This window comes from Enterobacter cloacae complex sp. 370H10, from assembly GCF_050031535.1.
GTDB lineage: Bacteria > Pseudomonadota > Gammaproteobacteria > Enterobacterales > Enterobacteriaceae > Enterobacter > Enterobacter intestinihominis.
In genome coordinates this window covers 4,635,331-4,651,316 of sequence record NZ_JBLGWG010000001.1, presented here as the reverse complement: position 1 = coordinate 4,651,316, position 15,986 = coordinate 4,635,331, and the positions used below count along the sequence as shown (strand labels likewise).

Genomic DNA, 15,986 nt, shown 5'->3' with positions numbered 1-15,986 from the left:
GCGTTCCGCTTTATGCTTCTGCCGGGGAGTCAGAGGGGCTTACACTTCCAGGAAGTTCATGATCCCGTCAGCCGCTTTACGGCCTTCGGCAATCGCCGTCACCACCAGGTCAGAGCCGCGAACGATGTCGCCACCGGCGAAGATTTTCGGGTTGCTGGTCTGGAACGCGTTGTCGCTGCCTTCCGGCGCAATTATGCGGCCCTGAGAGTCCAGCTCTACGCTGTGCTTCGCCAGCCACTCCATGCTGTGAGGACGGAAACCAAACGCCATCACCACGGCGTCAGCCGGGATCACGTGTTCAGAACCGGCCACGATCTCCGCGCGACGACGGCCTTTCGCATCCGGCGCACCCATCTCCGTGCGCGCCATCTTCACGCCGCTCACTTTACCGTTGGCATTCACCTCAATACCCAGAGGCTGGATGTTGAACTGGAACTCCACGCCCTCTTCACGCGCGTTTTTCACTTCGCGCTTAGAGCCCGGCATGTTCTCTTCGTCACGACGGTAGGCGCAGATGACGTGCGCCGCGTTCTGACGAATGGAGGTACGCACGCAGTCCATCGCGGTATCACCGCCGCCCAGCACCACCACGCGTTTGCCTTCCATGCTGACGAACGGCTCATCGGCGGTCTCACCGTAGCCCATGATCTGCCTGGTGTTGGCAATCAGGAACGGCAGCGCGTCGTACACGCCCGGCGCATCTTCGTTCTCCAGGCCACCGCGCATGGACTGATAAGTACCCACGCCCAGGAACACGGCGTCGTAATCCTTCAGCAGGTCGTCGAGCTGCACGTCACGGCCCACTTCCACGTTCAGTTTGAACTCAATGCCCATGCCGGTGAAGATTTCGCGGCGGCGGGTCATCACCTCTTTCTCCAGCTTGAAGGCCGGGATACCGAAGGTCAGCAGGCCGCCAATCTCAGGGTGGCGATCAAAGACCACCGCCTTCACGCCGTTACGGGTCAGCACGTCCGCACAGGCCAGGCCTGCCGGGCCCGCGCCGATAATCGCCACGCGCTTGTCGGTTTGACGCACGCCGGTCATATCCGGACGCCAGCCCATTTCGAACGCTTTATCGTTGATATAGCGTTCGATGTTGCCGATGGTCACCGCGCCAAACTCGTCGTTCAGCGTACAGGAGCCTTCACACAGACGATCCTGAGGGCACACGCGGCCGCACACTTCCGGCAGGGTGTTGGTCTGATGAGACAGCTCGGCGGCTTCAAAAATACGCCCTTCGTTGGCCAGCTTCAGCCAGTTCGGGATGTAGTTATGGACCGGACACTTCCATTCGCAGTAAGGGTTACCGCAGGACAGGCAGCGGTCTGCCTGTGCTTTGGCCTGGCCTTCTGAAAACGGCTCGTAGATTTCAACAAATTCAATTTTACGGATCTTCAGCGGTTTCTTTGGCGGATCAACACGCTGAAGGTCGATAAACTGGTAAACGTTCTGGCTCATCTGAATTCCTTACTGCGCCTGCACGCGCAGCTCTGCTGCGCTACGACTACGGTGACCCAACAGGGCTTTAACATCGCTGGACTTCGGCTTAACCAGCGCAAATTTCGCAGAGAACGCCGGCCAGTTGGCCAGGATCTCTTCGCCGCGCGAAGAACCGGTATGCTGCACGTGTTCGGTAATTAAGCCGCGCAGGTGTTCTTCGTGGATGGCCAGCGTATCAACGTCCAGCACTTCCACCAGTTCCGGGTTCACGCGTTTGCGGAACTCACCGTCTTCATCCAGGACGTAGGCAAAACCGCCCGTCATGCCCGCGCCAAAGTTCACGCCGGTTTTACCCAGGACGCACACAATTCCGCCCGTCATGTATTCACAGCCGTTATCGCCGATGCCTTCCACCACGGTGATGGCACCGGAGTTACGCACCGCAAAACGCTCGCCCGCACGGCCCGCGGCAAACAGACGACCGCCGGTTGCACCGTACAGACAGGTATTGCCGATGATGCTTGCTTCATGGCTGCGGAAGGCTGAACCAACCGGAGGACGCACCGCCAGCAGACCGCCCGCCATGCCTTTTCCGACGTAGTCGTTGGCATCACCGGTCAGGTATAACTCAACGCCGCCCGCGTTCCACACACCGAAGCTCTGACCCGCGGTACCGCTGAAGTGCGCGGTAATCGGATCCGACGCCAGGCCTTGGTCACCGTGCGTTTGCGCGATGTAACCGGAGAGGGATGCACCCACGGAACGATCGGTGTTGCGGATATCAAACCAGAACGTTTTGCTCTGCTTCTCATCCACGTACGGCTTCGCCTGTTGCAGCAGCTGCGCGTTCAGCACGCCGTTGTCGAACGGCGGGTTGTTCTCGGTGCAGTAAACCGCTTTGCCAGGATGCGGCTGAGCGGTTTCCAGCAGCTTAGACAGCTCCAGCTTCTGCTGCTTGGCCGTGAAGCCCTCAAGCTCTTTCAGCAGGTCGGTACGGCCAATCAGATCCACCAGACGCTTCACGCCCAGCTGCGCCATCAGCTCGCGGGTTTCACGGGCGATGAAGTCAAAGTAGTTAGTCACTTTGAACGGGAGGCCGTGATAGTGATTCTTACGCAGCTTTTCGTCCTGGGTAGCAACGCCCGTTGCGCAGTTATTCAGGTGGCAAATACGCAGGTATTTACAGCCGAGCGCAACCATCGGGCCGGTACCGAAGCCGAAGCTTTCCGCACCCAGAATCGCCGCTTTGATGATGTCGAGGCCGGTTTTCAGCCCGCCGTCTACCTGCAAACGGATTTTGTGACGCAGGCCGTTGGCGACCAGCGCCTGCTGGGTTTCCACCAGGCCAAGCTCCCACGGACAACCCGCGTATTTTACGGAGGAGAGCGGGCTTGCGCCGGTGCCGCCGTCGTAGCCGGCGATGGTGATCAGATCCGCATAGGCTTTCGCCACGCCGGTGGCGATGGTGCCAACGCCCGGCTCGGAAACCAGCTTCACGGAGATCATCGCTTTCGGGTTGACCTGTTTCAGGTCGAAAATCAGCTGCGCCAGATCCTCGATAGAGTAAATATCGTGGTGCGGCGGCGGGGAGATCAGCGTCACGCCCGGCACCGAGTAGCGAAGCTTAGCGATGTACGGGGTGACTTTATCACCCGGCAGCTGACCGCCTTCACCCGGTTTTGCCCCCTGCGCGACCTTAATCTGGATCACGTCGGCGTTAACCAGGTACGCAGGCGTTACGCCGAAACGGCCGGACGCTACCTGCTTGATACGGGACACTTTATTGGTGCCGTAACGGGCAGGATCTTCACCGCCTTCGCCGGAGTTGGAGTTGCCGCCGATGCTGTTCATGGCTTCCGCCAGCGCTTCGTGGGCTTCCGGGCTCAGCGCGCCGATGGACATCGCCGCGGTATCGAAACGTTTGAACAGCTCAGATGCGGGTTCAACCTCGTCAATGCTGACCGCTTCCTCACCCGGATTGAGGGCAATGAGATCGCGCAGCGTCGCCGCCGGACGGTTGTTCACCAGCTCAGCATACTGCTGATAATCGCTGTACTCGCCGCTTTGCACCGCCTGTTGCAGTGTGCGCACCACGTCCGGGTTATAAGCATGATACTCACCCCCGTGAACGTATTTCAGCAGACCGCCCTGTTCCAGCGGCTTACGTGCCAGCCAGGCGCGTTTCGACAGGTTCACCAGATCCTGCTGGAAGTCAGCAAAGCCTGCGCCACCAATACGGCTGATCACGCCCTGGAAGCAGAGGTTGGCAACGTCGTCATGCAGACCGACCGCTTCAAACAGCTTCGAGCAGCGGTATGAGGCGATGGTCGAGATGCCCATTTTGGACATGATCTTGTACAGACCTTTGTTGATGCCGTTACGGTAGTTCAGCATCACTGCACGGTAGTCTTTATCGATCGCGCGGGTATCCACCAGGCGGGCCAGTGTTTCGTAGGCCAGATACGGGTAGATCGCCGTGGCGCCAAAGCCTAACAGCACCGCAAAGTGGTGCGGGTCGCGCGTGCTCGCAGTTTCAACGATGATGTTGGCATCGCAGCGCAGGCTCTTGTCCACCAGACGCGTCTGGATAGCCCCCACCGCCATGGGTGCAGGCACCGGCAGACGGTTTTTCGCGATGTTGCGGTCAGACAGCACCAGCAGAACGGTGCCGTTACGCACCATCTGCTCGGCTTTGTCGCACAGCGCGTTCACCGTCTCTTCGAGGCTCGTTTCGGTCACGTCGAAGGTGATATCGAGCGTGTCGGCGCGATAGTGCTCCTCGGTCATGGTGGTGAGCTGTTTGAAATCGGAGTACAGCAGGATCGGTGATTTAAAGGTCAGACGGTGCGCCTGGCCTTCGGCTTCACAGAATACGTTCATCTCACGGCCGATGCTGGTGGCCAGCGACATGACGTGGGCTTCGCGCAGCGGATCGATTGGCGGGTTGGTGACCTGCGCAAACTGCTGACGGAAATAGTCGTAAATAATGCGTGGCTGGCTGGAGAGCACAGCAAACGGGGTATCGTCACCCATTGAGCCGACCGCTTCCTGGCCGTTTTCGCCGAGCACGCGAATAACCGAGTCCAGCTCTTCCGCGCTGTAGTTAAACTGCTTCTGGAAGCTCGCGAGGGTGTCATCGTCCAGCTCGCGGCTACCCACTTCTTCGTCCGACAGATCTTCAAACGGCACCAGACGACGCACATTTTTCTCCATCCACTCTTTGTACGGATGGCGGCTCTTCAGATCGTTGTCGGTTTCAGCAGAGTGCAGAATACGCCCACCGCGGGTGTCAATCACCATCAGCTCGCCCGGTCCGACGCGGCCTTTCTCGACCACTTCGTCTGGCTGGTAATCCCAGATACCCACTTCAGAGGCACAGGTGATGAGCTTGTCTTTGGTAATGACATAGCGCGCCGGACGCAGACCGTTACGGTCCAGGTTACAGGCGGCAAAACGTCCGTCGGACATAACGATGCCTGCCGGGCCATCCCACGGCTCCATGTGCATGGAGTTAAAGTCAAAGAACGCGCGCAGCTCAGGGTCCATATCCGGGTTGTTCTGCCAGGCCGGCGGTACAAGCAGACGCATGGCGCGCACGATATCCATCCCGCCCGCCAGCAGCAGTTCCAGCATGTTATCCATTGAGCTGGAGTCCGAGCCGGTTTCGTTCACGAACGGCGCGGCATCGTGCAGGTCCGGGATCAGCGGGGTCTGGAACTTATAGGTACGGGCGCGGGCCCACTGGCGGTTACCGGTGATGGTGTTGATCTCACCGTTGTGCGCCAGGTAGCGGAACGGCTGAGCCAGCGGCCAGCGTGGAACGGTATTGGTGGAGAAGCGCTGGTGGAACAGGCAAATGGCCGATTCCAGACGCAGATCCGCCAGGTCCAGGTAGAAGCGCGGCAGGTCAGCCGGCATGCACAGACCTTTATAGATGTTCACCAGGTTAGAGAGGCTACAGACGTAGAACTCTTTATCGTCCTGAAGACGTTTTTCAATGCGGCGGCGGGCAATAAACAGACGACGTTCCATATCACGCGGACGCCAGCCCGCAGGCGCGTTGACGAAAATCTGTTCAATACGAGGCAGCGAGGAGAGGGCGATTTCACCGAGCACCCCTTCGTTGGTTGGCACATCGCGCCAGCCGACAATCGACAGGGTTTCACGCTGAAGTTCTTCTTCAACGATGCGGCGTGACGCGGCAGCTTTTTCAGGATCCTGATTCAGGAACAGCATACCGACAGCGTAGTTTTTAGCTAAACGCCAGCCGCGCTCTTCCGCCACGATGCGGAAGAAACGATCCGGTTTTTGCAGCAGCAGACCGCAACCGTCGCCGGTTTTACCATCGGCAAGGATGGCGCCACGGTGCTGCATACGGGCCAGTGCGTGAATAGCAGTACGCACTACCTTGTGGCTAGGTTCGCCTTCTATGTGGGCGATCAGGCCGAAACCACAGTTATCCTTCTCAAGGGATTTATCGTACAACATATCAGTGAACCTCCCCAGGCTCGTCGGGCTTCCCACTGAACTTTACCGTGGCGCACAGGCGCAGAAAGAGCATGGCGACGGGGTTAGCGTTTCATACGCGGACCTCGCATTCGCCCTCTTTTTCATCCTTTCGCGCAGGTAAACAAGTTTGAGGACTTGCTTCAGAGGGAATCTCAATTACTGCATAAATATGATGAGCAGGCCGCTCATCCAGAAAGCTTCCAGCGGATTTCCAACTTATCGGGAATTGGTACACAGGTCAAATGGCAATCTTATTTATACAAAAATGTGCTAAAGAGTGGTCATATTGTTGTTTTTATTGATGATTTCACTATTTTTACAACCACTTAAAGCGCCGGGAAGGTGCAGGGGAGTGTGATCTGACTCACTATATGAAAGCGGTATTATCAATGCAGCGTGCTGAAATGCAGATTTATAGCAGAATAATAATCTGGGGTGGCATTCAAACCCGCATAAAATCACTGTTTTTCAGACCTGGCGCTATAAATGAAAAAAACCATCAGAACATAAGGAAAAGTAATTACGTTCAGGGTGAATGAAATCTCGGTAATCGTGATTATTTATTCAAATAGATAAAGGCCGTCCAGGGCGATTGATCCAGGTCATCGCCGACAGAGGCTAAAAATGGCAGGCTTGTCCCCTTTCTTCGGGACGGTCTATCAGATTATGCAGTTACAGAAATTAGTCAATATGTTTGGTGGGGATCTTTTGCAGCGCTACGGACAAAAGGTTCACAAACTGACGCTGCACGGCGGCTTTAGCTGTCCGAACCGCGATGGCACCATCGGGCGTGGTGGCTGCACCTTCTGTAACGTGGCCTCGTTTGCTGATGAAGCCCAACAGCATAAATCTATCGCTGAACAGCTCGCCCATCAGGCGAGTCTGGTGAACCGCGCGAAGCAATATCTGGCTTATTTCCAGGCCTACACCAGCACGTGGGCGGAGGTGCAGGTGCTGCGCGCTATGTATCAACAGGCGGTTGCTCAAGCGAACATTGTCGGGCTGTGCGTGGGGACGCGTCCGGACTGCGTGCCGGACGCCGTGCTGGATTTACTTAGCGAGTATAAAGAAAAGGGCTACGAGATCTGGCTGGAGCTGGGCTTGCAGACCGCGCACGACAAAACCCTGCACCGTATCAATCGCGGGCATGATTTTGCCTGCTACCAGCGCACCACGCGTCTCGCCCGCGAGCGTGGATTAAAAGTCTGCTCGCATCTGATTGTCGGCTTGCCGGGAGAAGGGCAGCAGCATGGTCTTGAAACGCTGGAAAAAGTCGTCGAGACCGGCGTGGACGGCATTAAGCTGCACCCGCTGCATATTGTTACGGGAAGCATTATGGCGAAAGCCTGGGAAGCGGGGCGGTTAAGTGGTATCGAACTCGACGACTATACGGTGACGGCGGGGGAGATGATTCGCCACACGCCGCCGGAGATTGTTTACCACCGCATCTCGGCAAGCGCCCGCCGCCCAACGCTTCTGGCACCGCTCTGGTGTGAGAACCGCTGGACGGGGATGCTGGAAATCGACCGCTATCTACAGGAGAACGGCGTACAGGGGTCGGCGCTTGGCCGCCCGTGGGTTCCACCGCTACCGGCGACGGCCGCCTAACAGACTTCCCAGCATGCCGCGCACTATCTGGTTGGTAATCTGACGCGTCGCGCTTTTTGCCATGGTCTGCACCACGCCATCGCGTTTGCCGCCGCGCGGCCCGGTGCTGCCGAACAGAATGTCTTTCAGCCCGCCGAGAATGCCGTCGTCCACGGCTACAGATTGCCCTTTGGCGGCAGGCGCATTCTGCGATTCGGCAGTCGCCTGCACCCCTTTTTGCAGCATCTCGAACGCGGATTCGCGATCCACCTCGTCTTCATACTTCCCGTACACCGGGGAGTGGTTGATCAGGCCGTTGCGTTCATCGTCCGTTACTGGCCCCATGCGCGAGCAGGGCGCAATCACCATCGCGCGCTCGACAACTGTCGGGCTGCCTTTTGCATCGAGGAACGAAATCAGCGCTTCACCGGTGCCCAGCGCCTGAATGGCGGTTTCGGTATCAAAGGCCGGATTGGCACGCATGGTTTGCGCCGCGGCTTTCACCGCTTTCTGATCTTTTGGCGTAAAGGCGCGCAGGGCGTGCTGCACGCGGTTACCCAGTTGCCCCAGTACGTTGTCCGGAATATCCGACGGGTTTTGCGACACAAACCAGACCCCGACGCCTTTGGAGCGGATCAGGCGGATAACCTGTTCAATTTTATCCAGCAGCACCTGCGGCGCGTCGTTAAACAACAGGTGCGCTTCGTCAAAGAAGAACACCAGTTTGGGTTTTTCCAGATCGCCTGCTTCCGGCAGTTGTTCGTAGAGTTCAGAGAGCATCCACAGCAGGCTGGCGGCGTAGAGCTTAGGCATCTGGTAGAGCTTCTCTGCGCTCAGAATGTTGATGATGCCTTTGCCGCTGCTGTCGGTGCGCATCCAGTCTTTGATATCCAGCATTGGCTCGCCGAAGAAATGCTCGGCGCCCTGTTGCTCCAGCGTCAGGAGCCCGCGCTGAATGGCGCCCACCGAGGCGCTGCTGATATTGCCGTACTGGTTCTGGAAGGATTTGGCGTTATCGCCAATGTACTGGGTGATGGCGCGCAGATCTTTGAAGTCGAGCAGCAGTAAGCCCTGATCGTCGGCGATACGGAAAATAATGTTCAGCACCCCGGACTGCACGTCGTTAAGATTAAGCAGACGGGCCAGCAGCAAAGGGCCGAGGTCGGAGACGGTGGCGCGCACCGGATGCCCTTTTTCGCCGAAGATATCCCAGACCACCACTGGATTACCGTGCGGCGTCCAGTCCGTGATGCCGATATTTTTCAGGCGCTCGAGCAGTTTTTCTGACGCCGTGCCTTCCTGAGCCACCCCGGTTAAATCGCCCTTCACGTCAGCCATAAAAACCGGCACGCCAGCCTCGGACAACGACTCAGCCAGCTTTTGCAGGGTGACGGTTTTTCCCGTCCCGGTCGCGCCGGTGATCAGGCCATGACGGTTCGCCATCGCGGGCAGTAAAAACAGCTCTTTTTCCAGCGTCCTGGCGATTAACAATGGTGTACTCATGATGCACGTCCTCTCGTAGTCCTGGGTGGAGTATAGGCAACCTGACGGCAAAACGTCTGCGTAAATTCCTCACTTTGCGGCGCATTATCCAGTGCGGACTATGCTTTTGCATACGGTAAACAAAATTTTGGGAAACTATGTCCAGATTCTTTTTTAACGACCGCAAACAGCTTGTCAACGATGCCATTGAAGGCATACTTCTCTCCGCGCCGCACGGTAATCTCGTCAAACTGGATATCGATCCGGCCATCCGCGTGGTGGCACGCGGCGACTGGGATAAAAGCCGCGTGGCGGTGATCTCCGGTGGCGGCTCCGGCCATGAACCGGCACATGCCGGGTTCGTCGGTAAAGGCATGCTTACCGCAGCGGTGTGTGGCGATTTGTTCGCCTCCCCAAGCGTGGATGCGGTCCTCAATGCCATTGTGGCGGTGACGGGCGATCGTGGCTGCCTGCTGATTGTGAAAAACTACACCGGCGACCGGCTTAACTTTGGCCTGGCGGCGGAAAAAGCCAAACGCTACGGCCTGAAGGTGGAGATGGTTATCGTCGCGGATGATATTGCCCTGCCGGATAACAAGCAGCCGCGTGGTATCGCGGGAACGGCGCTGGTGCATAAGATTGCGGGATATGCGGCAGAGCAGGGGAAATCGCTAAACGACGTGCGGGATATAGCGCAACAGGCCTGCGATAACCTCTGGAGCCTGGGCGTGGCGATGCAAACGTGCAACCTGCCGGGCAGCGATGATGAAGAGGGGCGCATAAAACAAGGCCATGTCGAGCTGGGTTTGGGCATTCACGGCGAGCCGGGAGCTTCCGTCGTGGATACGCAAAACAGCAAAGCCATTATCGACACGCTGGTGACGCCGTTACGCGCGCAGGCGGGTGACGGGCGCTTTGCGGTGCTGATCAACAACCTCGGCGGCGTGTCAGCGCTTGAGATGGCTCTGCTCACCAAAGAGCTGGCGCATTCGGCGCTGAAAGAGAACATTGCGTATCTGATTGGCCCGGCGCCGCTGGTGAGTGCGCTGGATATGAAAGGGTTTTCGCTAACGCTGTTAAAGCTCAACGATTTCTTCGAGAAGGCGATTCACGCCGAGGTCGAGACGCTGGGCTGGCAGAAGCCCGTCGCGTTCGCGCCCCTGCGTACCGTCCCCCATAGCGCCCTTCGTGACCGCGTGGAATATACCCCATCGGACAATCCGCAGGTGAGCGAGGCCGTCGCTTCGGTAACGAAGACATTGATCCAGCTGGAAAACCGCCTCAACGCGCTGGATGCCAAAGTAGGCGATGGCGATACGGGCTCCACCTTTGCGCAAGGGGCGCGGGATATTGCGCAGCGACTTGAGGAGAACAACCTGCCCCTTAACGACGTGCCGACATTACTCCTGCTGGTGGGGGAGCGGCTGGCTACGGTAATGGGCGGGTCGAGCGGGGTGCTGATGTCGATCTTCTTCACGGCGGCAGGACAAAAGCTTCACGATGGACAGCCGCTACCAGAAGCATTGTTGAGCGGACTGGCGCAGATGAAGCAGTATGGCGGGGCCGATCTTGGGGATCGCACGCTGATCGACGCCCTGCAACCGGCGCTGGAGGCGTTAAGGGATGGCGATCTGCGGACGGCGGCGCAGGCTGCGCAGCAGGGCGCCGAAGCAACGGCAAAAATGGCGAAAGCCGGCGCGGGACGCTCGTCGTATGTCAATAAAGAGAACCTGGATGGGGTGATGGATCCGGGAGCGGTCGCGGTAGCGGAAGTATTTAACGTATTGGCGCAGCAGTGAAAGTAGGCCGGGTCAGGCGAAGCCGCCACCCGGCAAACTCACATCAGAAATCCGCTTTCAACACTACGCGGTAGCGGGCTTTACCGTCGCGCACGTGCTGGATTGCTTCGTTGATTTTTGACATCGGATACAGTTCGGTGGTCGGCGCCACTTTTGTGCGTCCGGCAAACTTCATCAGCTTGCGTAACTCATATGGCGTGCCGGTAGCAGATCCGGATACGCTGCGATCGCCGCCGATCAGGGTAAACGCCGGAACCGGCAGCGGCTTCATCACCGCACCCACGGTGTGGAAGTTACCGCCGTAGGCCAGGGCTTCAAAGTACGGCTGCCAGTCGAGATCGACGTTGACGGTGTTGATGATCAGGTCAAACTGGCCTGCCAGGGCGGTGAGCGCCTCGGGATCGCGACTGTTCACCACTTTATCCGCACCCATCGCCAGCACTTCCTGCTCTTTCGCCGGGTTAGAGCTGAACGCCGTCACTTCACAGCCCATCGCGTGCAGCAGTTTGATGGCAATATGCCCCAGCCCGCCAATACCGATCACGCCCACGCGGCTGGTGGCAGTTACGTGATGCATCAGCAGCGGTTTAAATACGGTGATACCGCCACACAGCAGCGGACCTGCTGATTCAATATCAATGCTGTCCGGCAGCGGGATAACCCATTGCCAGTCGGCGCGTAGTTTATCGGCGAAACCACCCTTGTTCAGGATGGTCGGCGTAGCGCCCTCAAGGCAGTTGATCTGGTTACCGCTAATACAGGCGTCGCAGTGGCCGCAGCTGCGTGCCGTCCAGCCGATACCCACGCGCTGGCCCACTTTCAGCCCTTTGTCCTGCGCGGCGCTGCCGAGCGCCACGACGCGGCCAATGACTTCGTGCCCGGCAACCAGCGGATAGCTGGAAAAGCCCCATTCATTGTCGATCATCGAGAGGTCTGAATGGCAGATCCCGCAGTAATCCACCTGTACTTCGACGTCTTCCGCTTTTAGTTCGCCCGCATCGTACTCGTACAGCTCAAGTTCTGCACCCGCCTGCGGTGCGGCGTAGCTTTTTATCTTCGACATCGCGTTTCCCCTGTTTTGGTGTGAACTGTGAGTGTAGAGCATTCAGTTTACAGACGCTTAACAGAAGACGGCAGGAACAAAACTTACAGACTTTTCAGCATCCTGACTTCGCAGTCCACGTGGCCCGTGCAGCCCAGTGGGGCATCGATATGCTCAAAGCCCAGATGCTCATACAGGCCAATGGCCTCTTTAAGGAAAGCGGTGGTTTCAAGGTAGCAACGTTTAAAGCCCTGTGAGCGTGCATGTTCCAGGGCGACCAGCGCCAGCTTTTTCGCCAGGCCTTGTCCGCGTATCGTTGGCAGGAAATACATTTTCTGGAGTTCACAGATATCCGGCTCGCTGCAGAGCAGGGGGGCAATGCCGCCGCCGCCCACGACCTGGCCGTCCTGCTCGATGACCCAATAGGCATGGCCCGGCTGGCTGTACAGCTGAAAAAGTTCGTCCAGATTTGGGTCGGCCACGGTGTAGCCTTTGTCGGCGGTCAGGCCATATTCGGCCGATACCGTGCGGATAACGGCGGCGATAGCCGGGTTGTCCTGCTCAGTGATCCGACGCATTGTCGTCGCGACGGGGGTAATCACGCTCATAGCATTACTCATGACAAAAATTGACACACAACTGCTGTTAATAGCACCGCAGAAAGGGGAGTGCAAGCGAGGAGTTTTCAGGAAGGATACCCCTTACGCCCTGAAGCGTAAGGGGTAAAAGCATTACAGGGCTGCGATAACCGCCTGCTGCTCGATCAGTTTGGTCTTCGCATCGGCGAAGGCAACCAGACGCTCACGCTCTTTGGCGATGACCGCTTCCGGCGCGCGGGCCACAAAGCCTTCGTTCGCCAGTTTGCTTTCGATTTTGCCGATTTCCACGTCGACTTTCGCCACTTCTTTCGCCAGACGAGCCAGCTCAGCGTCTTTGTCGATCAGGCCCGCCATCGGGATCAACAGCTCCGCGCCGTCGATAATTTTGGTCACGGAAACCGGACCTTTGTCATCGGCAGGCAGCACGGTGATGCTTTCCAGACGCGCCATGGTTTTCAGGAAGGTGTTGTTCTCGGTGACGCGACGAACGGCAGCTTCGCTGCAACCGCGCAGCAGCAGCTCCAGTGGTTTACCCGGAGCGATGTTCATTTCCGCGCGGATGTTACGTACCGCAACGATCGCCTGTTTCAGCCACTCGGTATCCGCAGACGCGGCTTCATCCACTTTCGCGGCATCGAATGCCGGGAACGGCTGGAGCATGATGGTATCGGCGTTTATACCGGCAATTACCTTCACGCGCTGCCAGATGGTTTCGGTGATGAACGGAATGATCGGGTGCGCAAGGCGCAGCAGACCTTCCAGGACGGTAATCAGCGTATTACGCGTACCGCGCAGCTCCGCCTCAGTGCCGCCGTTCATGACCGGCTTCGCCAGCTCCAGATACCAGTCACAGAACTGGTTCCAGGTGAATTCGTACAGGATGCCTGCCGCGATGTCGAAGCGGTAGCTGTCCAGCGCGTCGCGGAACGCTTTCACCGTCTGGTTAAATTCCGCCAGGATCCAGCGGTCTGCCAGAGACAGGGTCATTTCGCCGCCGTTAAATCCGCAATCCTGATCTTCGGTGTTCATCAGCACGAAGCGGCTGGCGTTCCACAGCTTGTTACAGAAGTTACGGTAACCTTCGAGACGCTTCATATCCCAGTTGATGTCACGACCGGTGGAGGCCAGCGCCGCCAGGGTGAAGCGCAGGGCGTCGGTACCGTGAGATTCGATCCCGTTCGGGAACTGCTTCTCGGTACGCTTGCGGATTTTCTCCGCCAGCTGCGGCTGCATCATGTTGCCGGTACGTTTTTCCAGCAGCTCTTCCAGAGAGATACCATCAACCATGTCCAGCGGGTCGATAACGTTACCCTTGGATTTGGACATCTTCTGGCCTTCGTCGTCGCGGATCAGGCCGGTCATGTAGACGGTATGGAACGGAACCTGCGGCTTGCCATCTTCGTCTTTGATGAAGTGCATGGTCATCATGATCATGCGGGCGATCCAGAAGAAGATGATGTCGAAGCCGGAGACCATCACGCTGGTTGGGTGGAACTGACGCAGCGCGTCGGTGTTTTCCGGCCAGCCGAGGGTCGAGAAGGTCCACAGCGCGGAAGAGAACCAGGTATCCAGCACGTCTTCGTCCTGGCGCAGCGCAACGTCAGCGCCCAGGTTGTTTTCCTGACGCACTTCCTCTTCGGTGCGGCCAACGTAGACGTTGCCTTCATTGTCGTACCACGCCGGGATACGGTGACCCCACCACAGCTGACGGGAGATACACCAGTCCTGAATATCGCGCATCCAGGAGAAGTACATGTTTTCGTACTGCTTCGGCACGAACTGAATGCTGCCGTTCTCAACCGCTTCCACAGCCGGTTTCGCCAGCACGTCGGCACGCACGTACCACTGGTCGGTCAGCATTGGCTCGATAACTACGCCGCCACGGTCGCCGTACGGCACGGTCAGATCGTGAGGTTTAATCTCTTCCAGCAGGCCGAGCGCGTCCACGGCGGCTACGACGGCTTTACGCGCGGCAAAGCGCTCCAGCTTCTGGAACTCAGCCGGGATGTCGCTGGAATAAACGTCGGATTCGTTGCCTTTGGTGTCGTACACTTCTGCGCTTTCGCGGATATCGCCGTCGAAGGTCAGAATGTTGATCATCGGAAGTTGATGACGACGACCGACTTCATAGTCGTTAAAGTCGTGCGCCGGGGTAATTTTCACGCAGCCGGTGCCTTTTTCCATGTCGGCGTGTTCGTCGCCCACAATCGGAATACGGCGGTTCACCAGCGGCAGCACCACAAATTTGCCGATCAGATCTTTATAGCGCGGATCTTCCGGGTTAACGGCCACGCCGGTATCGCCCAGCAGGGTTTCCGGACGGGTGGTCGCCACCACCAGGTAATCTTTACCGTCGGCGGTTTTCGCGCCGTCGGCCAGCGGATAGCGGATGTGCCACATGGAGCCTTTAGACTCGCGGTTTTCCACTTCCAGGTCAGAGATGGCGGTACGCAGTTTCGGGTCCCAGTTGACCAGGCGTTTGCCACGGTAAATCAGGTCTTCTTTGTACAGGCGCACGAAGACTTCTTTCACGGCGTTGGACAGGCCTTCATCCATGGTGAAGCGCTCACGCTCCCAGTCCACGGAGTTGCCGAGACGGCGCATCTGACGGGTAATAGTGCCGCCGGATTCCGCTTTCCACTGCCAGATTTTGTCGATAAACGCGTCGCGACCGTAGTCGTGGCGGGTTTTACCCTCTTCAGCGGCAATTTTACGCTCAACCACCATCTGGGTCGCGATACCCGCGTGGTCAGTCCCCGCCTGCCACAGGGTGTTTTTACCCTGCATACGCTGGTAGCGGATCATGGTATCCATGATGGTCTGCTGGAAAGCATGCCCCATATGCAAACTGCCGGTGACGTTCGGCGGCGGGATCATGATGCAGAAGGACTCTTTGCTTTCGTCGCCGTTAGGCTTGAAATAGCCCTGCTGTTCCCAGTGCTCGTAAAGCGGCTGTTCGATATCGCGTGGGTTATATGTCTTTTCCATTATTTCCAGGTTGCCGTATTCAGGTTAAAACCGGCCAGGCGGTACGCTTTGTAGCGTTCGCGCGCCAGCTGTTTCAAAGATTCTTCGTAAGGGACAAAGTCTACCACTTCTGTGAAAGCGGTGGCAAAATCTGCAAAGTCTGTCCGCAGGCTAATGAGAATGTCGCGCGCGCTGCTGTTGCGTTTTTGCGGCCAGGCAATCTCCACCGGTGCCCCGCCGCGTGGACCTTCGCCCGACAGGTTATGCGGAACAAAACTCTCCGGCGGGCGCGCCCATAGCGCTTCATCCAGACGAATCGCCTGCTGCTCATCTTCACAGGCAATCAGGACGCGTTTACCTGCGCGCCAACGTTCTGCGGCAATTTCACACACCAGTTGTTCAACGGCGCTGAGGCCATCCTGATGGGTGTCATTGTCCAGAAGGTAGAACGTTGCATTCTTCATATATGGGGTTTCTTGTCGTGGATTTAAATGCAAAGCCGGGTGGCGCTACGCTTACCCGGCCTACGGTTGAGTGACGTTGTAGGCCGGGTAAGGCGAA

The 15,986-nt window shown here is 57.8% G+C and carries 9 protein-coding genes; 2 read left to right on the top strand and 7 right to left on the bottom strand.

Going from position 1 to position 15,986, the window contains the following annotated elements:
* Window positions 1-39: 39 nt before the first annotated feature.
* Both gltD and gltB read right to left on the bottom strand, forming a co-directional pair.
* On the bottom strand, window positions 40-1,458 hold the full coding sequence (gene gltD, locus ACQG2Q_RS22950) for a glutamate synthase subunit GltD (protein WP_063849782.1): 1,419 nt from the start codon (window positions 1,456-1,458) through the stop codon (window positions 40-42).
* Between the two features lie 9 nt (window positions 1,459-1,467).
* Complete coding sequence (gene gltB / locus ACQG2Q_RS22945) at window positions 1,468-5,928, bottom strand: glutamate synthase large subunit (protein WP_063849783.1); 4,461 nt, start codon at window positions 5,926-5,928, stop codon at window positions 1,468-1,470.
* A gap of 687 nt (window positions 5,929-6,615) precedes the next feature.
* On the opposite strand from gltB, the gene ACQG2Q_RS22940 reads away from it, so the two are divergent.
* Window positions 6,616-7,557, top strand: a complete 942-nt coding sequence (locus ACQG2Q_RS22940; protein ID WP_096147825.1) for a TIGR01212 family radical SAM protein — start codon at window positions 6,616-6,618, stop codon at window positions 7,555-7,557.
* Here the strand turns inward: ACQG2Q_RS22940 and ACQG2Q_RS22935 are convergent.
* The gene (locus ACQG2Q_RS22935) at window positions 7,537-9,039 is read right to left on the bottom strand and encodes a helicase HerA-like C-terminal domain-containing protein (RefSeq protein ID WP_022649540.1); all 1,503 of its coding nucleotides are present in this window, start codon (window positions 9,037-9,039) and stop codon (window positions 7,537-7,539) included. The two genes, ACQG2Q_RS22940 and ACQG2Q_RS22935, sit on opposite strands and share 21 nt — an antisense overlap.
* A 137-nt stretch (window positions 9,040-9,176) precedes the next feature.
* On the opposite strand from ACQG2Q_RS22935, the gene ACQG2Q_RS22930 reads away from it, so the two are divergent.
* Window positions 9,177-10,817 carry a dihydroxyacetone kinase subunit DhaK gene (locus ACQG2Q_RS22930; protein ID WP_058646873.1) on the top strand — a complete coding sequence of 547 codons (1,641 nt, stop codon included), beginning with the start codon at window positions 9,177-9,179 and terminating at the stop codon, window positions 10,815-10,817.
* A gap of 43 nt (window positions 10,818-10,860) precedes the next feature.
* Here the strand turns inward: ACQG2Q_RS22930 and ahr are convergent, their stop codons facing one another.
* The 4 genes from ahr to holC form a co-directional block, all read right to left on the bottom strand.
* On the bottom strand, window positions 10,861-11,880 hold the full coding sequence (gene ahr / locus ACQG2Q_RS22925) for an NADPH-dependent aldehyde reductase Ahr (RefSeq protein ID WP_022649538.1): 1,020 nt from the start codon (window positions 11,878-11,880) through the stop codon (window positions 10,861-10,863).
* Between the two features lie 83 nt (window positions 11,881-11,963).
* Complete coding sequence (locus ACQG2Q_RS22920; RefSeq protein ID WP_003861887.1) at window positions 11,964-12,467, bottom strand: GNAT family N-acetyltransferase; 504 nt, start codon at window positions 12,465-12,467, stop codon at window positions 11,964-11,966.
* A gap of 123 nt (window positions 12,468-12,590) precedes the next feature.
* Window positions 12,591-15,446, bottom strand: coding sequence for a valine--tRNA ligase (locus ACQG2Q_RS22915; RefSeq protein ID WP_063150255.1), 2,856 nt, complete (start codon window positions 15,444-15,446; stop codon window positions 12,591-12,593).
* Window positions 15,446-15,889, bottom strand: coding sequence for a DNA polymerase III subunit chi (gene holC / locus ACQG2Q_RS22910; RefSeq protein WP_003861884.1), 444 nt, complete (start codon window positions 15,887-15,889; stop codon window positions 15,446-15,448). Before holC ends, ACQG2Q_RS22915 begins: the two co-directional genes overlap by 1 nt.
* Window positions 15,890-15,986 lie beyond the last annotated feature (97 nt).

What these genes read in the sequence shown, in the direction of transcription:
- ACQG2Q_RS22935 (WP_022649540.1), bottom strand. Translation starts at nt 9,039, where the DNA reads ATGAGTACACCATTGTTAATCGCCAGGACGCTGGAAAAAGAGCTGTTT.
- gltD (WP_063849782.1), bottom strand. Translation starts at nt 1,458, where the DNA reads ATGAGCCAGAACGTTTACCAGTTTATCGACCTTCAGCGTGTTGATCCG.
- ahr (WP_022649538.1), bottom strand. Translation starts at nt 11,880, where the DNA reads ATGTCGAAGATAAAAAGCTACGCCGCACCGCAGGCGGGTGCAGAACTT.
- ACQG2Q_RS22930 (WP_058646873.1), top strand. Translation starts at nt 9,177, where the DNA reads ATGTCCAGATTCTTTTTTAACGACCGCAAACAGCTTGTCAACGATGCC.
- gltB (WP_063849783.1), bottom strand. Translation starts at nt 5,928, where the DNA reads ATGTTGTACGATAAATCCCTTGAGAAGGATAACTGTGGTTTCGGCCTG.
- ACQG2Q_RS22920 (WP_003861887.1), bottom strand. Translation starts at nt 12,467, where the DNA reads ATGAGCGTGATTACCCCCGTCGCGACGACAATGCGTCGGATCACTGAG.
- ACQG2Q_RS22915 (WP_063150255.1), bottom strand. Translation starts at nt 15,446, where the DNA reads ATGGAAAAGACATATAACCCACGCGATATCGAACAGCCGCTTTACGAG.
- ACQG2Q_RS22940 (WP_096147825.1), top strand. Translation starts at nt 6,616, where the DNA reads ATGCAGTTACAGAAATTAGTCAATATGTTTGGTGGGGATCTTTTGCAG.
- holC (WP_003861884.1), bottom strand. Translation starts at nt 15,889, where the DNA reads ATGAAGAATGCAACGTTCTACCTTCTGGACAATGACACCCATCAGGAT.